Raw genomic sequence first — 22,784 nt, 5'->3', positions numbered from 1 at the left:
CATGACTCAGACTTCCATCACTCGTAGCTGGGTTGCCTCCGCCAACGATCACGCCGATTTTCCGCTGCAAAACCTGCCGCTGGGTGTGTTCAGCGTGCAGGGTTCGGCGCCGCGCAGTGGCGTGGCCATCGGCGAGCATATTTTCGATCTGGAAGCGGCGCTGGACGCCGGTCTGTTCGATGGCGCAGCGAAAGCCGCCGTCGAAGCAACTCGTGGCGGTCAGTTGAATGCTTTTTTTGAATCGGGCCGCCCCGCGCGCGTCGCCCTGCGCGAGCGCCTGATGGAGTTGTTTGCAGAGGGCAGCACCCTGCATGGCAAGATCGAAGCACAGGGCGCAAATCTGCTGCCACTGGCGGCGGATTGTGTGATGCACCTGCCGGCGAAAATCAACGATTACACCGACTTCTACGTCGGCATCGAGCACGCGCAGAACGTCGGCAAACTGTTCCGTCCAGACAACCCGCTGCTGCCGAACTACAAATACGTGCCGATTGGTTATCACGGTCGCGCTTCGACCATTCGCCCCTCCGGCACCGACGTGCGTCGACCTAAAGGCCAGACTTTGCCGGCCGGGCAAACCGAGCCGACCTTCGGTCCGTGTGCGCGCCTGGACTATGAGCTGGAACTGGGGATCTGGATCGGTCAGGGCAACGCCATGGGCGATTCGATCGCCATCGGCGACGCTGCCGAGCACATTGCCGGTTTCTGCCTGCTCAATGACTGGTCGGCTCGAGACATTCAGGCCTGGGAGTACCAGCCGCTGGGTCCGTTTCTGTCGAAGAGCTTCATCACCAGCATTTCGCCGTGGGTCGTGACGGCTGAAGCGCTGGAGCCTTTTCGTCGTGCGCAACCGGCACGTCCTGAAGGCGATCCGCAGCCTTTGCCGTACTTGCTGGATAAACGCGATCAGGCCGGCGGCGCATTTGATATCGAACTGGAAGTGCTGCTGCTTACCGAGGCCATGCGCGAGCAAAAACTGCCGGCCCATCGCCTGACGTCCAGCAACACCAAACACATGTACTGGACCGTGGCGCAAATGGTTGCGCACCACAGTGTCAACGGCTGCCAGTTGCAGGCCGGAGATCTGTTCGGGTCGGGCACCTTGTCGGGGCCGGAAAATGGACAATTCGGCAGCCTGCTGGAAATCACCGAGGGCGGCAAAAAGCCGATCGCACTGGCTTCGGGCGAGGTGCGCAAATTTCTCGAAGACGGTGATGAAATCATCCTGCGTGCACGCTGCAGCCGGGAAGGATTTGCGTCTATCGGTTTCGGCGAGTGCCGCGGCACCGTGACTCCGGCGCGCTAAGAGGATCGAGGCATGCAGCTCTACACGTACTATCGCTCAACGTCATCGTACCGTGTGCGTATCGCGCTGGCCCTCAAAGGACTGGACGTTGCAGCGCTGCCGATCAACCTGATCGCCCCGTCCGGGGGCGAGCACCGGCAGGCCGCATATCTGGCGATCAACCCGCAAGGGCGCGTGCCGGTCCTGCGCACCGAGGAGGGCGAGTTGCTGATCCAGTCGCCCGCCATCATCGAGTACCTGGAAGAGCGTTATCCACAGGTCCCGTTGCTGTCCAGAGACCTCGCTGCGCGGGCCCGTGAACGAGGCATTGCGGCGGTGATAGGTTGTGATGTGCATCCGCTGCACAACGTCAGCGTGCTCAACAAGCTGCGTCAGTGGGGCCATGATGAACCGCAGGTGGTTGAATGGATCGGCAATTGGGTAAGCCAGGGGCTGGCGACGGTCGAGCAACTGATTGGCGACAAAGGTTATTGTTTTGGCGCCGAACCGGGTCTGGCAGACGTGTATTTGATTCCGCAGTTGTACGCGGCTGAGCGTTTCGCTATTTCCCTTGAGGCGTATCCACGGATTCGTCGGGTAGCGGCATTGGCCGCAGTTCATCCAGCATTCATCAAGGCGCACCCGGCCAATCAGCCAGATACCCCTTGAAGGCTGACCGCAAAACTCGTGTTAGCCGGCCTTGCCCGCGATGAACGGTGGGGCGGTCTGGCTGATGAACCGCGTTGGCTGAATCGCGAGCTAGCTTGCTTCTACGGGACCTTGTGCTCAATGGACGATTGAGTTGGGGGGTAAATGCCCGAGTCGCTCTGTCAGTCGAATGCGCTGGATCGGATCATCGCTGAGCATCAGCGCGTGCTCCAGATCAAATCGCTCGGCGTTCGGACAGTCGAGTCGCTGATACAGGCTGGCCCGTGCCAGATAGTCCGCGGCGCTTGCGTTACCCAATTCCAGCACCCGCTCGGCGTCGATCAACGCGCCGATGTAATCATCGTGGGAAAGATGCAACTGGCGCAGGTTGCGTGACAGACGCTGGAGCATTTGCACCGGCTGGGCGGTGAGTAAATGATCTGCGCTGAGCTTCATGTTCGGGCCATATTGGCGTTGCAACAATTCGCGACAATCGTTGGGGTACAGGCGGCGGCCTCCGCACGGGTCGAGGAGGTGATCGGCCCCGGGCACCCGCAGCAGAAAATGCCCCGGAAAATTGACTCCCACCAGCGGAATCTCCAGCACTCTGGCCAGTTCCAGTGCAATCAATCCCAGCGCCAATGGCTGACCACGGCGACGTTCCAGCACCTTGTCGAGCAGCGCCACCTGCGGGCGCAGCGGCGTGAAATCATCCTGGGCGTAACCCAGATCGTTAAGACGGCGCAGCAGAGGTTGCGCCAGTTCGCTGACCGGCAACATCGGCAAGCCGTAGCTGACGCGCTGATGCAGTTCCTGGAACTGCGTCATGACGGCCTGCGGATTCACGTCCTTGTCGTGCTCGACTGCAATCCATAGCGCTGCCTCGAACAGCGCAGGCGGTGATCGGTGCAGGCAATCGAAGAAGTGTTGGCGCGGTGTCATCAAAGTCTCCGGGCAATGCCTCGTTTTTAGCCTCGTCTGCAGCATTCGTCCAGTACCGCGCAGGGTTATGTCTGAAAGCCTGAATAAAGGCAGCGCTTATTCCGGTCCGCTTCAGCATTTTTTGGGTGCAGGCCTATACTGGCGTCTGACAAGAAGTGATTCGGGAGCTTTACGATGTTCGCTCTCATGCAAAGCACTCGCCTTGAATCGCTGCATCTGAGCGTCGACCCGACCTCCGGGCTGAAGGCGGTCATTGCCATTCATAACAGCCGCCTGGGACCTGCCTTGGGTGGATGCCGTTACCTGTCCTATCCGGACGACGAGTCTGCGGTTGAGGACGCTATTCGCCTGGCTCAAGGCATGAGTTACAAGGCCGCGTTGGCCGGCCTTGCGCAGGGCGGTGGTGTGGCCGTGATCATGCGGCCGGTCCATGTGGAAAGCCGCAGCGCGCTCTTTGAAGCGTTCGGTCGCTGCATCAATCAGCTCGACGGGCGCTACATCACCGCCATCGACAGCGGCACTTCGATGGCAGACATGGATTGCATTGCCCAACAAACACAACACGTCACCAGTACGACCTCGGCGGGCGATCCGGCGCCCCATGCGGCCATGGGTGTCTTCGCGGGCATTCGTGCGACGGCGATGGCCCGACTGGGCAGCGATAACCTTGAAGGCCTGCGCGTGGCCATCCAGGGCTTGGGCAATGTCGGTTTCGCTCTCGCCGAGCAGTTGCACGCCGCCGGTGCCGAACTGCTGGTCAGCGACATCGATCACGGCAAGGTGCAATTGGCCATGGAACAACTGGGCGCGCATCCGGTTGCCAACGATTCCCTGCTCAGTACACCGTGCGACATTCTTGCGCCGTGCGGGCTGGGCGGGGTGTTCAACAGCGTCACGGTCGCGCAGTTGCGCTGCTCGGCGGTGGCTGGGTCAGCAAATAATCAACTGATCCATCTGGACGTTGCCGATCAGTTGGAGCGGCGCGGCATCCTCTACGCGCCCGACTATGTGATCAACGCCGGCGGCCTGATCTACGTGTCGCTCAAGCACCGGGGCGAAGAGCTCACCACTATCACCGCGCACCTGTCGAAAATAAGCTCGCGACTGACCGAAGTCTTTGCTCACGCCCAAGCGGAGAAGCGCTCCCCGGCGCGGGTGGCGGACGAGTTGGCGCAGAGGGTTTTGTATCGTTGACCTGCGTGCGCATCAAGGATCGCAGCCTGCGGCGGCTCCTGCGGGATACTGATCAAGATCTTGCCATTAAAAAGGCCCTGAGCCGTTCGAATCAGGGCCTATTCAATTCTGAGCTGCTTATTTCACAGCTTTTGCAGCCTTGACGGGTTTGACTGGCGCAACATCCGCCTGATCAGGCTCAGCTTCTGCAACCGGCTCGATCACTTCGGCTGGCGCGCTCAGCAATTCGGACAAGGCATCCGGCTGGCTCTTGAATGCCTTGGCGAACACATCGCGATTTTTCGCCATGTAGATCCCGGCTTCTTCTACTTGCTGTTCAGTCAGGGACGGAACGGCTTTGTGCAGCACTTCAGCCAGCAACTCGGCCAGCTCGAGCATTTTGTCATGACGGTCAGCTTCGGCTTTATCCATGAACAAGCGCTCCAGATCTCGGCTGCTGCGGTATACCACTTCGACGGCCATTCACCACCTCACATGCCTTCACAAAAGTTGTCTGTATCGACTACTGTATTTATATACAGCGAAAAGGATAAGCGAATCGCTGCGGTTTGGATAGTGGCTTTTCAATGTAGACGCAATTCCGGCTTTGTCAGGTCGCTGTGGATGCGTTTGGCAGTCAAGACGGAATCTGCGCCCGCCTGCCCCTGCGGATCCGAGGCCTGCCAGGGTGCGACCAAACGCCACGGCGCTTGTTTCAGGGCGCCTCGCCATCATGTCACAGCCGTGAATGGCCTTTTTTCTGCATGCAGAACCGTCACGTCCATCGCGCATCATCCGCTCGAGCCGAGCTAAGGAAGTATCACCGTGAAAATCAACTGGGCCGAAAAACTACGGCAAAACGTGCATCAACTGGCCGAGTCGCTGGGCAATCTCTTCGTCGAGACGTTCCATTATCTGGCGCTGTTCGCCATCGGTGCAGTAACCGCGTGGGCGGCGGTGATGGAGTTTTTGGGGATGCTCGAAGAAGGGCACATCAAGATCGATGACATCCTGTTGCTGTTCATCTATCTCGAGTTGGGGGCAATGGTCGGCATCTATTTCAAGACCAATCATATGCCTGTGCGCTTTCTGATCTATGTGGCGATCACCGCACTGACGCGGTTGCTGATCTCCAACGTGTCACACCATAACCCGCCCGATCTGGGGATTATTTATCTGTGCGGCGGGATATTGTTGCTGGCGTTTGCGATCCTCGTGGTGCGCTATGCCTCGTCACAATTTCCTTCAGTTAAGATCGAGCACCCGCAACGCAAGGTCGGTGCGGGATCCGGCGAACATCCCGAGGTCGAGAAGGGCGAAATTTAAAGTCCCATCGCAGGTCGTGGCTGACCTTTGCTCAGTGGTGGCGGCAGGCTACGACTGTCGCTGTCAGTCATGGCTTCGAGGATCGACATGGCGCTGTGGCCCTGTTCGATGGCGATGCCAAATTGGATGCTTTGCACCAGACGTTTCAGACGCTTGGGGTCATTGCGCTGTTCGGCGCTGATCATTCGTTTGGCCACGACGCGGCCGCTGTTGGACAGAGTCAGCATGATGTTGCCGTCGAGTCCTTGAATGCTCAGGTTGACCTGATAATCCGGCGCAAACGCGTCGGTAATGAGCTGAAAAGGGTTGTCCATGATGCGTCACCGCCTGATTGAACGTGCAGTTGTTGACGACCGGGATCGGGATTAGTTCGCAACACCGGACCATCGGCTCGTACAGCGATTACCTTCAGGGGTGATCTAGCAAGGGGCATGCCGCAAACATTGTCGGACAATGTTCTATGACCTATGCAACTGGCGAAGCCTGCGTCTGGCTCGGCCGGGTTTGACGTTAGAGCGCAGCGCAAACCAGACGCAGGCTTCGCCAGCTGCTACAGGGGGCGTAATGGCCGAAAGAGCCGGGTTGCCGATTTCTGCCCGTTTTCGGGCAGGAACAGGGAAACGTCCTCAAGCGGTGCGATCAGCACTCCACCCAGTTCACCGCCAGGCCACCGCGCGAAGTCTCCTTGTACTTGTCGTGCATATCGGCGCCGGTGTCGCGCATGGTCCGGATTACCCGATCAAGTGAAATGAAGTGTTTGCCGTCGCCGCGCAGGGCCATTTGCGTGGCGTTAATAGCCTTTACTGCTGCGATGGCGTTGCGCTCGATGCACGGGACCTGAACAAGTCCGCCGACCGGATCGCAGGTCAGGCCGAGATTGTGTTCCAAGCCGATTTCAGCAGCATTTTCGAGTTGTTCCGGCGTCGCTCCGAGGATGTCCGCCAGGCCTGCAGCCGCCATGGCGCACGCTGAACCGACTTCGCCCTGACATCCGACCTCCGCGCCGGAAATCGACGCGTTTTTCTTGCAGAGAATGCCGACCGCGGCGGCACCCAGGAAGAACGCGACGACGTCATCGTCCGAGGCGTGCGGATTGAATTTCATGTAGTAGTGCAGTACCGCCGGGATAATCCCCGCCGCGCCATTGGTCGGTGCAGTAACCATGCGCCCGCCGGCGGCGTTTTCCTCATTCACGGCAAGGGCGAACAGGTTGACCCATTCCATTGCCGACAACGTGGAAGTAATGACATTCGGCTTGCCGATTTCCAACAGGCTGCGGTGCAGTTTCGCCGCACGTCGCGGCACATTGAGACCGCCAGGCAGGATGCCTTCGTGACGCAGACCCTGCTCGACGCATTCGCGCATCACCGACCAGATATGCAACAGGCCCTGCCGGATCTCGGCCTCGCTACGCCAGGCCAGTTCGTTAGCCATCATCAATTCGGATACCCGTAGGCCATGCTCGTTGCACAACGTGAGCAACTCGACCGCTGTGGAGAATTCGTATGGCAGGACGACGTCGCTGGTGGGCGCGATGCCCGACTCGGCTTCAGCTGCTTCAACGATGAAACCGCCGCCGATCGAGTAATAGGTCTGCTCCCACAGTTCACCGGTCTCGCCGAACGCGGTCAGGGACATGGCGTTAGGGTGGTAGGGCAAGCTCTCGTCGAGCAGCAGCAGGTCACGCTGCCAGTCAAAGGCAATGGTGATCTTCCCCGCCAGGCTGAGCTCGCCGGTTTCGCGTAACGCCTGGATACGGCCATCGATGGTCGTAGGGTCGATACTGTCCGGCCATTCGCCCATCAAGCCCATGACGCAGGCGCGGTCGGTGGCATGTCCGACGCCCGTAGCCGAAAGCGAACCGTACAGGCGGATTTCAACGCGACGCGTGTCACCGAGTATTCGCTGGTCGGCGAGCGCCTGAGCAAAGGTTGCAGCAGCGCGCATAGGGCCGACGGTGTGTGAGCTTGAAGGACCAATACCCACTTTAAACAGATCGAAAACACTGATAGCCATGCTAAACCCTATACAAGCAATGGTAGAAAATCGCTGCCATTTTTGTAGGACGAGCGCAATGTCGACGATACTGATCGTTAGCGTTCTACGTGACCAACGAAAATTCCTAAGATACCCTTTAGCAGGACTAAACGATGAGTCGTCAATTGCATGCGCAGACTTACGTCTGGCTGCACGTGTTTTCCTGTGCTGCCCGGCACCTCTCATTCACGCGATGCGCCGAGGAGCTGCACATCACGCCGGGGGCAGTCAGCCAGCAGATGCGGCAACTGGAAGAACGCCTGGGGTTCCGCCTGTTTCATCGCCGCGCCCGAGGCGTCGAGTTGAGTGCGCAGGGGCAGCGCCTGGCAGTCACCGTCAACGAGGCTTACGGCAGCATCGATGCGGAATTACGCCGGCTCGATGCAGGAATAATCAGCGGTATCTTGCGCGTTCGTTCAATTCCATCCTTTCTGAGCAAATGGCTGACGCCGCGATTGCCGCGGTTGCAGCAGCGCTTCCCCGACATTCAGCTACGCCTGGTCGCCGAAGACAGCAGTGTGCCGTTGCATGAAGGAGATTTCGATCTGGCGATCGACCTCAACGACGGCAGCTATCCCGGGCTGTTATCCACAGCCCTGCTGGACGAGCAGATTTTTCCAGTGTGTGCGCCTGGTCTGTTGCGTGGCCGACCGCCGCTGCACGGTCCGGCGGACCTGATCCATTTCCCGCTGCTACATGACATCACTGCCTGGCGCGGCAGCTACGAATATGCGGAATGGGAGTTCTATCTCGACGCCATCGGTTTCCAGGGCGCGGATGTACGGCGCGGTCATACCTTCAATCGCAATCACCTGACCATTGAGGCGGCCATAGCCGGAATGGGTGTAGCCATTGCGCGACGAACGTTGCTCAACGATGAGCTGGAGCGCGGGGCGTTGATCGTGCCATTTGGCCTCGCGGTGCCCAATCACAAACGCTACATGCTGCTATACGCGCCCGGTGCACTGAGTCATCCGGGCGTGCGCGTGGTGCATGACTGGCTGGTGGAAGAGGCGGAGGTTTTTCGCAGCTTGCATCCGTTGGCAGAGCAACAGATGTGAATAAATCCGGCGCGGGAGAGGGGCGACCCAACTCCCGACCTTAACAGCGCTTTCGGCTAATGTCCGGCTTTTTTTGCGAATGAATATTTATCTTTTTTGAGGGGTTGAATTGTTCTCCGGGCGAACCGATTGTGTAAGTAAGAGGTCACAGTGATGACGCCCAAGGGCGAGCTGAACGGCCTCTCGCGAGCTAGCTGAAATAAGGGATGAACTATGCAAATCCAAGTCAACAGTGATAACCATATTCAAAGCAGCATCCGACTGGAGGAGTGGGTACGTACTACCATTGAGAGCACGCTCGAACGTTATGAAGAGGACCTGACCCGCATCGAGGTCCATCTGCGGGACGAGAATGGCGACAAGCCCGGTCCCCACGATATGCGCTGCCAGCTGGAAGCGCGGCCAAAAGGCCATCAACCTATTTCAGTCACCCACAAGGCAGACTCCCTGGAACAGGCCATTGACGGAGCAGCTGAAAAGCTGGAACACGCGCTGGACCACTTGTTCGGCAAGTTGCGGGGCAAACCCCGTGCCGCCGTCGTGCCCTTTGAGCATGTAGCAGCCGATGCGCTGCTTGAAGACGAGTTTCTTGAAAACGAACAGGCTACCCAGAACGGTTAATGCCTGACTGACCATTCAACTCCACACAACGGGCCTGCACATGCAGGCCCGTTTTTGTTGGTGCCGCGCCGCCACACTGAATCTTCAGATCAGGGTATTGCCGGGTTCAAGCGTTCTCGTTTTGTTCGTCATCGTCGTGCTTGAGCGCTGGTTTCATACCTGGCTGAGGTGTGTGCTCTGCATCCGGCGCAATTTCTTCGCCATGGTTCTTCTTCTCTTGCTGAACTTTTTTGTCGTGGGCAATGTTACGTGGGTCGGTCATGAGAATTCCTTTATTTGGCGATGAGTCAGATACTCTTCGGCGCGATACGGTGATGTGAGCGCCGGGGTGAAAATTTGGATTCAGGCGGGGCTAAAGCGTTCAATGAATCTATCCGGCTTCCAGCGCCTCCGGTCCCGCTGCGCAAGGCTAAAATGCGTAATCCAGATACACGCGCAAGTCTTTACCGCTTACAACGTTCTCTGGTTGCGCCGATACCAGTGCTACAAAGTCTTCGTTTATCCAGTAGCGAGTGAATAACACTCCCACTGAAAGTCCTTGGTAATCAGGTTCGTCAAATCGGTAGTTGAGGAGATACCCCACCTCGTTCTCCTGAATGTCTGAGCCCGCTCCGGTAAACGGGTTGGTCGCATCGAACTTGCCACGCTTGAACAGCGCCGTGAAGTTGAATCCATCCAATGGCACCCCGCCCAGGGAGTTACCCTTGAAGTCGTACTTGGCAGCTACTTGCCAGGTTTCTTCTCCATCATTGTTGAAATCGCTGCCTGAGCGGGTCCACGCCTCGAGCGAGCCGTCCACATTGTCGCCATGATCAAAATAGGCGTAACCCAACTTCCCGTTGGTCAGCTCGGCCTTAGTGTTGGAGTAGGAGATACCGCCGCTCCAGTTATCAATTTCCAGCCCAAGGTTAATATTCAGCCAACTGGCCTTGTCGTCGAACCCCGCATCGCCGGCGGCCCAGTCACGATCCCAGACGTTACCTGCCGCGCGCAGGTCATAGTAGTAGGATTCTAAAATCGCCCCACCGCGTTCGCCGATGGGGGCCCGCAGCGTCAAACCGTAACTGCTGTTCTTATTGAAATCCTTCGCCACGCCTCGCGAGTACTTGAGGGCAAACAACTTGGCGTCGTAGCCAATGCTGTAGGTCTTGATGGTGTCGATCCCGGCTCCGCTTTCGCTAAGGATCTTGTCGAAATCCTCACGGTCCCGCGGGGAGGCGCCATTGATGTAGGCGCCATCGATAAACAGCACGCCTGGCAGCGGGCCTATGTCCAGACCTTCTACCAGGAGTTGCCCGCGGGCACCTTGCAGGCTTGCGGGAACTGCTCGGGTATCGGAAGTCACCACCGTGCCTGCATCGAACCTGCCGCGCCCGACTTGAAGCCCGGCAGTCCAGTTTTCACCACCACGGCGCAACTTGACGTAGGCCTGACCTAACTTGGCAAAGGAGCGATTATCGCCCGAGGTGTCATCAAGCAGGTCCCGGTCTTCAGGCCGCGCATCGATCTGAGCCGCACCATAAAGAGAGGTATCAAAGCCGATACTGTCTTGCCAGTAGCCCGAATTGTAATCAGCAATAATACCCAGTGCCGTACCGCCCAGCCGATCGCCGGTAGGGAATCCGCCGAAGTCTTTTTCGATCAGATCATTTTTAATACGGGTATCAATATGGATTGCGCGCAGGTAAAGATTGAACTTCCCCGCGTTATGAGTGCGATTGGAATCATGAATGGTTGAAGCAATAACGGATGGGTGGGCACCCAATAAAGCCACTGAAAGAACTGCCAGTTTCGCATTCTTGTTTTTCATCTGAACTGTCCGTTTTATATTTATTTTTGACATCAGAAACCCTTCGCCGCCGCGACAGGGCGGCAGCACACTTCAAGATCATCCTTAGCGTTAAGAAATGGCGCCGGTCAGCAAGGCACCCACGATGAAGACCAGCGAAGCACCGATGGCGGGCAGCAGTGCAAACTTTTGCAACTCACCTACCTCTTTGGTGAGGAGGCCAGCGATGACATATATGGGTGCTATCAACGGGCTGAGCGCGCGGACCGGCTGGCCCATCATCGAGGCGCGAGCGATATGCATCGGGTCGACGCCATATTCCGCACCGGCGGCAGCCAGGATAGGAATGATGCCGAAGTAGTACGCATCATCGGATATGAAGAACGTGATGGGCAGGGAGGCGAAAGCCGTAATCAGCGCCATGGAACTGCCCGCAGAGTCCGGAATGATCGCCAGGATTGACGCGGCCATGGCATCGACCATACCGGAGCCGGTGAGTATTCCTGTAAACACACCCGCCGCGAATATGAGCATCGCTACAGTAATGGCATTCGCTGAATGGGCGGCAATGCGTTTCTTTTGCTCAGCCAGGCGCGGATAATTGATCACCAGCGCCAGCGCGAAAGTGACAACCATGACTGCCGGCAAGGGTCCCAGCCCAGTCCCCATAGCTGCGGCCATCCCACACATCAGGGCGAGGTTTACCCATACAAGCTTGGGCCGCTGATGGCTGCGATCAATTTCCGCAACCTTCTTGCCGATTTCCGGCAAGAGCATGTTCCTGCCCGCCACCCAGCCGAGTCGTTTGCGTTCACGCAAGCCAAACCACCAGGCCATGCCGCCCGCATACACCAGACCCAGCATGGCTGCTGGAATCAACCCCACAAAAATGTCCATCACATCCAGGTTCAGCGCGCTGGCTGCCCGGGCCGACGGACCTCCCCAAGGGACAATATTGATCATGGTATTGGTCAGCAGTATGAGCACCGCGATGATCAGCGGGTTCATACCGATGCGCAGATAGACCGGTAAGAAAGCAGTCACCACAATCAACACCGTGGTGGTGCCATCACCATCCAGCGAGGTGACCGCGCTCAGAAAGGCTGTGGCCAAGGTAATCCGTAATGGGTCGTTCCCGGCAGAGCGTGTAATCGCCTTGACCAAGGGCTCGAACAGGCCCGCGTCGTACATGATCGAGAACAGCAGTATCGCGAATATCAGCATGATCGCCACGGGCGCGACTTGACGCATGCCGCCCATGATCATGCCACCCATTTCACCCCCCAGGCCCGCGGCCAGACCAAAAGCCACGGGGACAAGAGTAAGCGCGACCACAGCCGATAGCCGCTTGGTCATGATCAGCACCATGAAGGTGATTACCATGCCGAATCCAATCCAAGCCATATCACTTTCCTTCTTATTTTTGTAATGAGTGAACCACCCTGTCGGTGGTTAGGGCAGAACTGGTGTTCCAGACACCGCCTAGGCTGACTCGATTGCAAATAACGCCCCGCACGCGAGCATCTGCTCGATCTCTGCGTTCGAGAAACCATATTCGTGCATAACTTCCCGGCTGTGCTCGCCGAGCAAAGTTGCGGGGCGTTTTACACCGCCGGGTGTTCTTGAGAACTTGATCGGCAATCCAAGGGACTTCATCCGCCCCGCGGTTGGATGCTCAGTCTCCACCACCATTTCCCGAGCTAGTGTATGTGGATGGTTAAGTGCTTCCGCGATGGTATTGACCGGACCCACTGGTACCCCTGCTGCTTCTAACAAGCACATCCAGTGGTCTGCAGACTCGGTAAGCAGCACTGGCGCGATAAGTGCGACCAGCGCTTCCTCGTTCTTCTTACGCAGGGGGCCTGTCAAAAAGCGAGGTTCTTGCGCCCACTCAGGATGACCAAGAACCTCGGCGATCTTGACCCAGTTTCGCTGGTTGGCACCGCCAAGGGTAATCCAGCGATCAGCCGTTTCGAAGGCCTGATACGGTGCAATAAGTGGATGTGCAGAACCGGATGCGCCCGCGGATTCTCCCGTTGCGAAATACATCGCTGCAAACCAATACATCTGCTGCAGCCCAGCTTCAAATAGCGAAGTTTCAACTAACTGGCCCTTGCCGGTCTTCAGCCTATGTACGTAGGCAGCGAGGATACCCACACTCGCCAGGATCCCGGCATTGATGTCTGCCACCGAATTTCCACCCTTGATCGGTCGGCCGCCTTTTTCTCCAGTCACGCTCATCAAGCCGGCAAAGCCCTGCGCAATAAGGTCAAACCCGCCTTCCTTGGCTTTGGGACCGGTCCGGCCATAGCCGGAGATCGAGCAGTAGATCAGGCCAGGATTGATCTTTGCTAATGTCTCATAGCCGATCCCGAGTTTCTCCATCGTACCCAGGCGGTAGTTTTCTATGACTACGTCTGCGTCCTTGATCATGCGCAGTAATGCGTCTCGACCTTCCGGTTTCTTGACATTGAGCGCGATACTCCGTTTGTTTCGATTCAGCATCGCAAAAGAGTGGGATATTTCTCCTGCTGACTCCTCCTTATAGTTACGTGCATCATCGCCCCCCGGCAGTTTCTCTACTTTAATGACGTCCGCTCCCATGTCGGCCAACATCATCCCGCAGGTGGGGCCCGCCATAATCTGGGCGAGTTCAATAACCTTGAGTCCAAACAATGGTCCGTTGTTCATTGAGCGAGTCTCTCTTTAATAACAGGCAGATCTTTCAGGAGGTACACAATCGATTGTTTTTCTCCTGATGCCTTACGGCCTGAAATGCGGCAAAGTATCTGTTGTTGTTTTTAGAATTTATTGTTTTAAAATCTATTATCTTGAAATTTATTATTGAAATAAGTGTTAGCGTCCAACAAACACGGGCGAGCGTTTTTCATGCCAGGCTGCAAGACCTTCCCGCACGTCTTCACTGCTTAGACTCGCCGCGTTGCGCGCATCCGAAGCGACGCGGTCAAACTCACCGCGGTCAATCTCATTGAGTGCCTGCTTCATGCCTTCAACAGCGCGTGGCGCCATCGCGGCCAGGTTTTCTGCCCATTCGTCGACAGTCTTGTCGAGGTTTTCTGGAGCCCTTAACTCAGTCAGGTAACCCACCCGCAGCATTTCTTCGGCACTGATGGTTTTCGCGGTCAGGAACAGTTTTCTTGCCGCCCCGGGTGCCAGGCGATGCGACCAGCGCACCAGGCCCTCAGAGTAGTAATGCAGACCCAAGCGAGCAGCTGGCATGAACATCTCTGTGCCCTGCATGCCAATGCGGAAGTCGCAGCTGAGAGCGAGGTCCGTGGCGCCCCCATAAACGCTGCCGTTAAGGCGGCAAATGGTCGGCACTCGCAGATTCTCCAGCTCCACCGTCATTGCGCCAAAGTTGTCGGGTGAATCTTGCAGTTCTTCCGCTTTCACGGGAGCGTCCGAACTCGCGCGTCGCTGAGCAAGGTCCCCGAGGTGAAAGCCCGAGCTGAACACCCGGCCAGTGCCTGTGAGCACCAGGACCCGAATCTCTGGATTATTGTTGATCTGCGAAAACATCTTGCGTAAGGCCAGGACGTCCTCAGGCTGCAGACGGTTGAGCACTTTTGGCCGGTTCAGGCGAATCTCCGCGCGGTACCCGGAGACGGTCAGAATGGGAAGCGTTCCTTCCTCCACTGCAGGCTTTACCAATGTTTCGCTCATGTGCGTGTCCTCTGTGTTGGATGGCCCTGATCGGCCGCCTGGGTCCAAGTTGGCAGATGCCACTCGGCGTGCATTCGGCGAGCGGCGGTATCGCCCTTGCTCTCGCGTCGTGTGCCTATACTAGGGTTCCTGCACTGACAAGGACTGCAACATAGCGGGCAATTGATCAATAAAATCATAAAAAAACAGGGCCTCAAATGACATCAAGAACACCGCTGGTAGGGGCAGAGGCCCTCGCGCAAATCGTCGGCAGCACCCTCCTTAAAGGCTGCGAAGTAGACGCGGTCACTTTCGCAATAACCTTCTTTCGAGAGCATTATTTCGATGACCGGCAAACAGTTTTTTTAAAAGGCGATAAAGCCACTTCCTTGTTTATTATCGCGCAGGGGAGGGTGCGTTTTACCCGGCAGAATATTCAAGGCGATGAGCTATTAACCGCAGTGCTCGGTATCAGCGAGTGGTTCGGTGAGTTGTCTTTGCTGAACAACAGTCCGCGCTCACACCATGCCCAAGCCATCGGCGACACGGTGCTGCTTGAGCTGACGAAACCAGACTTCGAACAGCTGCTGAAAGCCTACCCGTCGGTGGCTATCAGACTGCTCCAGCGGAGCGCGCGACGCTTACAACATATGTTCTGGCTGCTGGAGCGTTCTCTGCTTCTGCCCATTCCTTGCCGGCTCGCGCTGTGTTTGCTTGAGGTCGCCCAGGCGCATGACGCACAGCTCGTGGTGTCTCATTCACAAGAAGATCTGGGGCGGATGATCGGGGCGACGCGCCAAAGTGTCGGGCGGATTCTAACGGGCTGGGCCGATCAGGGAATACTCAGCACCCGTTACAGGGGGGTCGAAATAGTAGATTTTGAACGTCTGACGAAGCTTTCGAAAGCCAATTATCTTCACAACGAAGAATTTGAAACCCTGCACGCCTAGGCTCGACCAGGCAGACGCAGTGGCATCGTTGCGCCAGACGTGCATAGCGTCAGATCCCTTTTGCGTATGAGAATATTTATCATTATTATTGCGCCCTTGCTGGCGCCGTGATTAGCACGAGGCGTCACCCCGTTTCAGGTTGAGACATGAAAGGCAAAATCCCCACGCTCCCTGTTTCCTACCGCATGGCCGTCGCTTCGCGGGCGCTGGCCGCTGTTCTGGGCGGTTACGTCGTTGCTTCGCTGGCCAGTGTCAGCCTGACGTTGTGGTTGCCCATGGCCCGGGCCGACGCGGCGGTGACCGGGATGATGACCTCATTCGTTGCCTATCTCTGCGCGGTGCTGTGGTGTTTCGCCTGCCACAGCGCGTGTCGAGCCTGGTTCGGGCTGATCGTGGCCAGCCTGTTGCTGGCTGCGCTTGCCGGTCTCGCTTACTGGACGGGCCAGCCATGAAAGAAGGCTTTCGTCAGGCAATGGCTTGGTTGCACACCTGGGCCGGGTTGATTTTCGGCTGGCTGTTGTTCGCCATTTTCCTGACCGGCACCCTGGCTTACTTCAAGGACGAGATCAGCCATTGGATGCAGCCAGAGATTGCGGCGCGTTCCGTAAGCTCCGAAGCCAGCATGACCTTGGCGCAGGACTATCTGCAGCAGCACGCAGCAGGCGCCTCGCGCTGGCTCATCGATCTGCCCGATGCCCGTGACCCAGGCCTGTCTGTGCGATGGCAGCAAACCCCGGCCAAGCGCGGTGAGCGCGGCCAGTTCACCCAGAAACACCTCGACCCACAGACCGGTGCCGAAGTGCAGGGCCGCGCCACCATGGGCGGTGAATTCTTCTACCGCTTCCACTTTCAGTTGCAGATGCCTCACCCGTGGGGTCGCTGGTTATCCACCATTGCTGCGATGGTGATGTTCGTCGCGTTGATCAGCGGGATCATCACCCACAAGAAAATCTTCCGGGACTTCTTCACGTTCCGCCCGCGCAAGGGCCAGCGTTCCTGGCTGGACGGGCATAACGCGGTCGGTGTGCTGGTGTTGCCGTTTCACTTGATGATTACCTACAGCAGCCTGGTGATCTTCATGTCGATGGTGATGCCGGCGAGCATCCTGGCTTCGTATAACGGTGATGCCCGGGGGTTTTATGATGAAATTTTCCCGGCATCCACTACCCCGGAACTGGCGGGTAAACCGGCGGCGTTGGCGCCGCTCGCGCCGCTGTTGCAACAGGCGCGTGAGCTGTGGTCGGGCGGTAATGTCGGACGGCTTACGGTGAATAATCCCGGCGATGTCAACGCCTCGGTGGTGTTGTTGCGCGATGCCGGCGATCGCCTGGTTTATGATTTCAGCAGCGCGGTGACCTTCAACGGCGTGACCGGGCAGTTGCTGGGTGCGACGCCTGAACAATCCCTGCCGCGAGCCGTCGCCGGGAGTTTTTACGGCCTGCACATGGGCCGGTTTGCCGACCCGGTATTGCGTTGGCTGTACTTTTTCTGCGGGTTGGCCGGTACGGCGATGATCGGCACAGGGCTGGTGATCTGGTTGGGCAAACGCCAACTCAAACATGTGAAGAGCGGCGTCATGCCCTTCGAGTTGCGCCTGGTGGAAGTGCTGAACATTGCCAGCATGTCGGGGCTGATGATCGGCGTGGCTGCATTCTTCTGGGCCAATCGGTTGCTGCCGGCGCAGATGCCTGGGCGCTCGGACTGGGAAGTCAACAGCTTCTTCCTGATGTGGGGGCTCAGTCTGCTGCACGCCGTGGTTCGCCGTGGGCGCAGGGCATGGGTGGAGCAATTGGCACTGGCGGCGTTGGTGTTCGCCGCGCTGCCGCTGTTGAATGCGCTGACTACGCCTTATCACTTGGGATTCACGCTGACGCAGGGCGATTGGGCCATGGCCGGGTTCGATTTGACGTGCCTGGGCAGCGGCCTGTTTTTCGCTTGGGCGGCGTGGAAAATGCAACGGGCAGGGCGGTCAGAAGTGGTGCTGCGCCGGCGCCGACAATCGATCTCACTTGAGCACGAGGCGAACTGATGTTGCTGGCCCTGTTGCTCTGTTACGGCGGCTTCAGCGCGCTGTGTTTATCGATGGACCGTCACCATGTCGAGCTGCTTGGACGCAAGCCATCGACTGCTCGTTGCCGAGCGATCAGGCTGGGTGGATGGTCGCTGTTGGGTTTGTCTTTGTGGGCGGCGGTGGCTTCGACCGGATGGGGCCTCGGCCTTGTCGAGTGGTGTGCGGTATTGATGCTCAGCGCTTTGCTGCTGGTGTTGCTGATGCCCTATCGCCCACGACTTGCCTTGGCATTGGCCGGGCTGAGCCTGCTCGTCAGCCCCGTCGTGGCATTTGCGCAAACTTGAGCAGTTTTTGCTGTCCGGGCACTTTACAGTTTGGCGCAAGACCGCGTCATCGTGCTCTGTGGGCAGGCGCTGATTACTAACGCAAGAACGCCTGCCGATACTCTTTGGGCGACCCACCCAGCCCCTGGCGGAACCGATTGGTGAAATGACTCGCACTGGCAAAGCCGCAGGCCAATGCTATTTCTCCCACAGGCCTGGAGGTGCTGCGCAGCAATGCCTGCGCCCGATTCAAGCGCCGCGCCAAAACATACTGATGCGGGGGCAAGCCAAAACTTGCGCGAAACATCCGTGCGAAGTGATATTCCGATAACGCGCATAACCCCGCCAGTTGTCCCAGGCTGATGGCTTCTGCCAAATGGCCGTCGATGAAATCGACCAATTGCCTGCGCTGATGTGCCGCCAATCCACCCCTGAGCCGCAAGCCCTCACGCAGGCCGACCTGACTGAGCAGCGCGTGACTGAGTATTTCATGGGCCAGGCTGCTGGTTAGCAGACGTTCGCCAGGCTCGTCCCAATTGAGCAGGATCAACTGCCTGAAACGGCGGGCCTGCAGCGGGTCATCGAGAAAGGTGTTTTCGTGCAGCTGGAGTTCGCGAGGCTCCCGGTCCAGTAAGGTGACGCAGCCGAGGGCGAATTGTTCGGGGTTGAAATAGACATGAGCGAGCCGGATGTCACCGTTGATTACCCAGGCTGACTCATGACCGGCCGGGAGCGTGCACAGTTTGTCCGGAGCACCTTTGGTGCCGGGTCGATCACGGCGAAATGTGCCAGTCCCGCCAGCGATGTAGCACGACAGTGTGTGATGGCTCGGCCCTGCGTAATCCTGCGCGTCATGATGGTTGCTCCACAAAGCCGCAGCCATGCCGTCACCAAGCTCGGCACTGTGCTCGAGACGAGCATGGGGCGAGCGATTGAGGGCTTGAAAGACTTGCAGCGTTTCCAGTGCGGGCATGATTGGTTCTCTCTGTCGATTTGCATCCTACTCCGTAGACCCGGATCTGCCAGCCCGTGCGCTGACAAAAGCGCAAGATTATGCAAGTGCGGCAAGGCGTGTAGCGGGACACTGAGCGCCTGCTGAGGAGCCATGCCATGAACCTTTCCCTGTACTTGCTGACTGTGCTGATCTGGGGCACCACCTGGATTGCCCTTAAATGGCAACTGGGTGTGGTGGCCATTCCGGCATCGATTGTCTATCGCTTCGGTCTCGCCGCGCTGGTGCTGTTCGTGATGTTGTTGCTCAGCCGCAAGCTGCAAGTGATGAACCGTCGCGGGCATCTCATCTGTGTGGCGCAGGGCTTGTGCCTGTTCTGCATCAATTTCATGTGTTTCCTGACGGCCAGCCAGTGGATCCCGAGTGGCCTGGTCGCCGTGGTGTTCTCGACGGCGACCTTGTGGAATGCGCTGAATGCGAGGGTCTTTTTTTCTCAAAAAATTGCTCGCAATGTGTTGATGGGCGGCGCGCTTGGTCTGTTGGGGCTTGGCCTGTTGTTCTGGCCGGAGCTGGCCGGTCACACCGCCAGCCCTGAGACACTGCTTGGCCTGGCACTGGCCTTGCTCGGCACGCTGTGCTTTTCGGCAGGCAACATGCTTTCAAGCCTGCAGCAAAAAGCAGGGCTCAGGCCCCTGACGACCAACGCCTGGGGTATGGCTTACGGTGCAGCGATGTTGTCAGTGTGGTGCCTGGTCAAAGGTATTCCATTCGATATGGAGTGGACTGCGCGCTACATCGGCTCGCTGCTGTACCTGGTCATTCCGGGCTCGGTCATCGGCTTCACCGCTTACCTGACGCTGGTGGGACGTATGGGGCCGGAGCGTGCGGCCTACTGCACCGTGCTGTTCCCGGTGGTGGCGCTCAACGTTTCGGCGTACGCAGAAGGCTACCAGTGGACCGCGCCGGCCCTTGCGGGGCTGGTGTTGGTAATGCTGGGTAATGTGCTGGTATTTCGCAAACCCAAAGCCCCGCAGGAGCAAGCACATCGAAGCCTTGCCTGATACATCAGGCAACTAAGGCTCAACGATCGATCCTTAGCGCCATATACATCATCAAAGGCAATAAGAAGTCGACAATATGCCGCGCCCAGTCTTTATAATTCCAGCGCTCCGACTCATCCATGTTGAACCATTCAACGCCGATAACCTGGAAACCAACATAATAAATGGTAATGCCGATCAACAAGCCAATCAGCGAGAATTTCTTTGCTTCGTGAAATTTTTTTGCACTGCTGTTTATATTTTTATACAAGTGATAGGTGCCCACCACGCAAAAGCAGGTAGAAAGCACTTCAAGGGTGATGATCAACCAGTAAATACGATGATGGGCCATCGGCGAAGTGATGGCGCGGTACTTGTACAAGGCGTCAGCCCGAACCGTGTCCATGCTGAGGATGTGGCCCAGGTATTCGTAATTGGTGGGGTAGTCGGTGAAGTTGCTGTACATCACCAGTAATCCAAAGATACTTACAAATGACATAAGCAGGGCTTTGCTGATTCTAATGATCTGAGCAGTTGTCAGATAGTTCACGATGCGCGTTCTCCAAATGGGTTCCCGGTATGATGGGCAAGTAAGGAGAGCTTATCGTGTGACCCATTAGTTTGGGCGGCGGCTGAATTGCAAGGTGTGTATCAGTGATATGCCGGCATACAAAAAAGGGCAGGCGTTATGTACGCCCGCCCTTTTATTAACCTTTCCAGACTTGCGCGTTTACCAGATCCTGCGGTCGCTCACCCGACAGGGCACTGCGCAAATTCGCTACGGCACGATTGGCCATCGCCTCACGGGTTTCGTGCGTGGCGGAGCCGATGTGGGGCAGCGTCACGGCATTTTTCAACTGGAAAAGTGGCGATTCGGCCAGCGGTTCTTTCTCATAAACGTCCAGCCCGGCGCCGCGAATGCGCTTGCTTTGCAGTGCTTCAATCAGCGCAGTCTCGTCCACCACCGGGCCTCGCGCGATGTTGATCAGAATCGCGCCGGGCTTCATCAGTGCCAATTCGCGGTGACTGATCAGGTGTCTGGTTTTTTCGCTGAGCGGCACCACCAGGCAAACGAAGTCCGCTTCGCCCAACAGCTCATCAAGGCTGCGCAACTGCGCGCCCAGCTCTTGCTCAATTGCGCTTTTGCGGCTGTTGCCACTGTAGATGACCGGCATGTTGAAACCGAGACGGCCACGGCGGGCGATCGCCGCGCCGATATTGCCCATGCCGACGATGCCAAGGGTTTTGCCATGCACATCGCAGCCGAACAACGGTGCTCCGACGCTGGCCTGCCATTCACCGGCCTTGGTCCAGGCATCCAGCTCGGCCACGCGGCGGGCGCTGCTCATCAGCAAGGCGAACGCCAGGTCGGCAGTGCTTTCGGTGAGCACGTCGGGGGTGTTCGTCAGCATGATGCCGCGCTCGTTGAAATAGCCTAAGTCGTAATTGTCATAGCCGACCGAGACGCTGGACACCACCTCGAGCTTGCGCGCATGTTCCAGTTGCGCACGGCCGAGCTTGCGGCCGACTCCGATCAAGCCGTGGGCGTGGGGCAGGGCTTCGTTGAATTGGGCATTGATGTCGCCGTTTTTCGGGTTCGGCACAATGACGTCAAAGTCTGACTTCAGTTGCTCGACCATGTCAGGCGTGATGCGGCTGAAGGCGAGGACAGTCTTTTTCATGAGAGGAAGGCTCGTCGGGCGTGGAGATGCCAAGCACGCTAACATTCTTCTTTGCTATTGTGCGAGCGGCCAAGCGGCCTTACGCGCGCGAACTTTGCAGGAGCCGGCTTGCTGGCGATAGCGATTGTGGCCTGAACATCAGGGCTGGTTGGCCGCATCGCCAGCAAGCCGGCTCCTACAGAGGAGGAACGGCGTCCAGGGCTAATTCGCCAGCCGCGCGCCAGCCAGACTGCCGCTCACTTCATACGCCACCAGTTCCGCCTGGTGCGCGGCGAGAATTTCCGGCAGCGAACCGCGCAAATACTCGACCCAGGTTTTGATCTTCGCATCCAGGTACTGCCGCGAAGGGTAGATGGCGTACAGGTTGAGTTCCTGAGACCGGTAGTTAGGCATTACCCGCACCAGCGTGCCGTTGCGCAAGCCTTCAATGGCCGCATACACCGGCAGAACGCCTACCCCCATGCCGCTGATGATCGCGGTTTTCATTGCATCAGCGGAATTCACCAGGAACGGTGAACTGTTGATGGTGACCATTTCCTGGCCTTCCGGACCGTCGAACGTCCACTTTTCCAGCGGAATCACCGGGCTTACCAGGCGCAGGCAGGCATGGTTGAGCAGGTCGCTGGGTTTGTGCGCGCAGCCATTGGCTTTGACGTACGCCGGGGAGGCGCAAACGATGCTGTAAGTGATGCCCAGGCGCTGGGAAACAAAGCCCGAATCCGGCAGCTCACTGGCAAGCACGATGGACACGTCATAGCCTTCGTCGAGCAGGTCCGGGACGCGGTTGGCCATGGTCAGGTCGAACGTGACATCGGGGTGAGTCTTGCGATAGCGGGCGATCGCATCGATCACGAAGTGCTGACCGATGCCGGTCATGGTATGCACCTTGAGCTGTCCGGCTGGGCGGGCGTGGGCGTCGCTGGCTTCGGCTTCGGCTTCTTCGACGTACGCGAGTATCTGTTCGCAACGCAACAGGTAGCGTTTGCCGGCCTCGGTCAGGGCAATGCGCCGCGTGGTGCGGTTGAGCAGTCGGGTTTGCAGATGGGCCTCGAGATTGGAGACCGCGCGCGAAACGTTGGCCGTGGTGGTATCGAGCTGCACGGCCGCAGCGGTGAAACTGCCGGCCTCGGCCACGTAGCTGAAGGCGCGCATGTTTTGCAAAGTGTCCATGGGGTGCTCTCGGGTGCGATGGCAAATTGTGACACATGGTTTCAAGGTCTGAGACCCCGACCTGAGGATTATCGCGTGAACGGTAACAAAGATTCACAGGTTTGCCGGCTT

The 22,784-nt window shown here is 57.9% G+C and carries 23 protein-coding genes and 1 pseudogene; 11 read left to right on the top strand and 13 right to left on the bottom strand.

Annotated elements, in window-relative coordinates; genetic code table 11:
- Position 1: 1 nt before the first annotated feature.
- Positions 2 to 1,306 (top strand): fumarylacetoacetase, encoded by a 1,305-nt coding sequence (fahA, locus tag F8N12_RS11105; RefSeq protein ID WP_150580475.1) that lies wholly within the window; start codon positions 2 to 4, stop codon positions 1,304 to 1,306.
- Between the two features lie 12 nt (positions 1,307 to 1,318).
- Positions 1,319 to 1,954, top strand: coding sequence for a maleylacetoacetate isomerase (maiA, locus tag F8N12_RS11100; RefSeq protein ID WP_150580474.1), 636 nt, complete (start codon positions 1,319 to 1,321; stop codon positions 1,952 to 1,954).
- 117 nt (positions 1,955 to 2,071) lie between these two features.
- On the opposite strand, the gene F8N12_RS11095 is transcribed toward maiA, so the two are convergent.
- On the bottom strand, positions 2,072 to 2,875 hold the full coding sequence (locus tag F8N12_RS11095) for a SirB1 family protein (RefSeq protein WP_150580473.1): 804 nt from the start codon (positions 2,873 to 2,875) through the stop codon (positions 2,072 to 2,074).
- Positions 2,876 to 3,049: 174 nt separating this feature from the next.
- Between F8N12_RS11095 and F8N12_RS11090 the strand changes: the two genes are divergently transcribed.
- Positions 3,050 to 4,069: a Glu/Leu/Phe/Val dehydrogenase family protein gene (locus tag F8N12_RS11090; protein WP_150580472.1), complete on the top strand. Its 1,020-nt coding sequence runs from the start codon at positions 3,050 to 3,052 to the stop codon at positions 4,067 to 4,069.
- A gap of 207 nt (positions 4,070 to 4,276) precedes the next feature.
- Here F8N12_RS11090 and F8N12_RS11085 read toward each other — a convergent pair.
- Positions 4,277 to 4,531, bottom strand: a pseudogene (locus F8N12_RS11085) (YebG family protein); the annotation flags it as partial.
- 342 nt (positions 4,532 to 4,873) lie between these two features.
- On the opposite strand from F8N12_RS11085, the gene F8N12_RS11080 reads away from it, so the two are divergent.
- On the top strand, positions 4,874 to 5,374 hold the full coding sequence (locus F8N12_RS11080; RefSeq protein WP_028623406.1) for a phosphate-starvation-inducible protein PsiE: 501 nt from the start codon (positions 4,874 to 4,876) through the stop codon (positions 5,372 to 5,374).
- Here the strand turns inward: F8N12_RS11080 and F8N12_RS11075 are convergent.
- Entirely contained in the window at positions 5,371 to 5,688 is a 318-nt protein-coding gene (locus tag F8N12_RS11075; protein WP_150580470.1) for a DUF3509 domain-containing protein, read from the bottom strand. The genes F8N12_RS11080 and F8N12_RS11075 overlap by 4 nt on opposite strands.
- A 325-nt stretch (positions 5,689 to 6,013) precedes the next feature.
- Positions 6,014 to 7,390: an L-serine ammonia-lyase gene (locus F8N12_RS11070; protein WP_150580469.1), complete on the bottom strand. Its 1,377-nt coding sequence runs from the start codon at positions 7,388 to 7,390 to the stop codon at positions 6,014 to 6,016.
- A gap of 134 nt (positions 7,391 to 7,524) precedes the next feature.
- Here F8N12_RS11070 and F8N12_RS11065 point away from each other — a divergent pair, with 134 nt between their 5' ends.
- Entirely contained in the window at positions 7,525 to 8,472 is a 948-nt protein-coding gene (locus F8N12_RS11065; protein WP_150580468.1) for a LysR substrate-binding domain-containing protein, read from the top strand.
- 213 nt (positions 8,473 to 8,685) lie between these two features.
- Positions 8,686 to 9,093 carry an HPF/RaiA family ribosome-associated protein gene (locus F8N12_RS11060; RefSeq protein ID WP_150580467.1) on the top strand — a complete coding sequence of 136 codons (408 nt, stop codon included), beginning with the start codon at positions 8,686 to 8,688 and terminating at the stop codon, positions 9,091 to 9,093.
- A gap of 106 nt (positions 9,094 to 9,199) precedes the next feature.
- Here the strand turns inward: F8N12_RS11060 and F8N12_RS11055 are convergent, their stop codons facing one another.
- The 5 genes from F8N12_RS11055 to F8N12_RS11035 all read right to left on the bottom strand — a co-directional run bounded on the left by F8N12_RS11055 (position 9,200) and on the right by F8N12_RS11035 (position 14,566).
- The gene (locus F8N12_RS11055; RefSeq protein ID WP_150580466.1) at positions 9,200 to 9,355 is read right to left on the bottom strand and encodes a hypothetical protein; all 156 of its coding nucleotides are present in this window, start codon (positions 9,353 to 9,355) and stop codon (positions 9,200 to 9,202) included.
- Positions 9,356 to 9,502: 147 nt separating this feature from the next.
- On the bottom strand, positions 9,503 to 10,903 hold the full coding sequence (locus F8N12_RS11050; RefSeq protein ID WP_150580465.1) for an OprD family outer membrane porin: 1,401 nt from the start codon (positions 10,901 to 10,903) through the stop codon (positions 9,503 to 9,505).
- A gap of 90 nt (positions 10,904 to 10,993) precedes the next feature.
- Entirely contained in the window at positions 10,994 to 12,286 is a 1,293-nt protein-coding gene (locus tag F8N12_RS11045; protein WP_150580464.1) for a CitMHS family transporter, read from the bottom strand.
- 78 nt (positions 12,287 to 12,364) lie between these two features.
- Entirely contained in the window at positions 12,365 to 13,573 is a 1,209-nt protein-coding gene (locus F8N12_RS11040; RefSeq protein WP_150580463.1) for a CaiB/BaiF CoA transferase family protein, read from the bottom strand.
- A gap of 165 nt (positions 13,574 to 13,738) precedes the next feature.
- Positions 13,739 to 14,566 carry an enoyl-CoA hydratase/isomerase family protein gene (locus F8N12_RS11035; RefSeq protein ID WP_150580462.1) on the bottom strand — a complete coding sequence of 276 codons (828 nt, stop codon included), beginning with the start codon at positions 14,564 to 14,566 and terminating at the stop codon, positions 13,739 to 13,741.
- A gap of 197 nt (positions 14,567 to 14,763) precedes the next feature.
- Between F8N12_RS11035 and F8N12_RS11030 the strand changes: the two genes are divergently transcribed.
- From F8N12_RS11030 to F8N12_RS11015, 4 genes are all read left to right on the top strand, one after another.
- Positions 14,764 to 15,495 (top strand): Crp/Fnr family transcriptional regulator, encoded by a 732-nt coding sequence (locus tag F8N12_RS11030; RefSeq protein WP_150580461.1) that lies wholly within the window; start codon positions 14,764 to 14,766, stop codon positions 15,493 to 15,495.
- Positions 15,496 to 15,641: 146 nt separating this feature from the next.
- Positions 15,642 to 15,947 carry a DUF3649 domain-containing protein gene (locus F8N12_RS11025; protein ID WP_150580460.1) on the top strand — a complete coding sequence of 102 codons (306 nt, stop codon included), beginning with the start codon at positions 15,642 to 15,644 and terminating at the stop codon, positions 15,945 to 15,947.
- Positions 15,944 to 17,524 carry a PepSY-associated TM helix domain-containing protein gene (locus F8N12_RS11020; protein WP_150580459.1) on the top strand — a complete coding sequence of 527 codons (1,581 nt, stop codon included), beginning with the start codon at positions 15,944 to 15,946 and terminating at the stop codon, positions 17,522 to 17,524. The genes F8N12_RS11025 and F8N12_RS11020 overlap by 4 nt, the downstream gene beginning before the upstream one ends.
- Positions 17,524 to 17,850, top strand: coding sequence for a DUF3325 domain-containing protein (locus tag F8N12_RS11015; protein WP_150580458.1), 327 nt, complete (start codon positions 17,524 to 17,526; stop codon positions 17,848 to 17,850). The genes F8N12_RS11020 and F8N12_RS11015 overlap by 1 nt, the downstream gene beginning before the upstream one ends.
- A gap of 76 nt (positions 17,851 to 17,926) precedes the next feature.
- On the opposite strand, the gene F8N12_RS11010 is transcribed toward F8N12_RS11015, so the two are convergent.
- Positions 17,927 to 18,802 carry a helix-turn-helix domain-containing protein gene (locus F8N12_RS11010; protein WP_150580457.1) on the bottom strand — a complete coding sequence of 292 codons (876 nt, stop codon included), beginning with the start codon at positions 18,800 to 18,802 and terminating at the stop codon, positions 17,927 to 17,929.
- Between the two features lie 137 nt (positions 18,803 to 18,939).
- Between F8N12_RS11010 and F8N12_RS11005 the strand changes: the two genes are divergently transcribed.
- The gene (locus tag F8N12_RS11005) at positions 18,940 to 19,842 is read left to right on the top strand and encodes a DMT family transporter (protein WP_150580456.1); all 903 of its coding nucleotides are present in this window, start codon (positions 18,940 to 18,942) and stop codon (positions 19,840 to 19,842) included.
- 19 nt (positions 19,843 to 19,861) lie between these two features.
- Here F8N12_RS11005 and F8N12_RS11000 read toward each other — a convergent pair whose 3' ends face one another.
- The 3 genes from F8N12_RS11000 to F8N12_RS10990 all read right to left on the bottom strand — a co-directional run bounded on the left by F8N12_RS11000 (position 19,862) and on the right by F8N12_RS10990 (position 22,673).
- Positions 19,862 to 20,371, bottom strand: coding sequence for a DUF2165 domain-containing protein (locus F8N12_RS11000; RefSeq protein ID WP_150580455.1), 510 nt, complete (start codon positions 20,369 to 20,371; stop codon positions 19,862 to 19,864).
- 157 nt (positions 20,372 to 20,528) lie between these two features.
- Positions 20,529 to 21,503, bottom strand: coding sequence for a 2-hydroxyacid dehydrogenase (locus F8N12_RS10995; RefSeq protein ID WP_150580454.1), 975 nt, complete (start codon positions 21,501 to 21,503; stop codon positions 20,529 to 20,531).
- A 201-nt stretch (positions 21,504 to 21,704) separates the two neighbouring features.
- Positions 21,705 to 22,673 carry a LysR family transcriptional regulator gene (locus F8N12_RS10990; RefSeq protein WP_150580453.1) on the bottom strand — a complete coding sequence of 323 codons (969 nt, stop codon included), beginning with the start codon at positions 22,671 to 22,673 and terminating at the stop codon, positions 21,705 to 21,707.
- Positions 22,674 to 22,784: the final 111 nt, after the last annotated feature.

Origin of the sequence: Pseudomonas fluorescens (assembly GCF_902497625.1) — a bacterium.
Classification (GTDB): Bacteria; Pseudomonadota; Gammaproteobacteria; order Pseudomonadales; family Pseudomonadaceae; genus Aquipseudomonas; species Aquipseudomonas fluorescens_BQ.
This window is presented reverse-complemented; position numbering and strand designations above follow the sequence as displayed.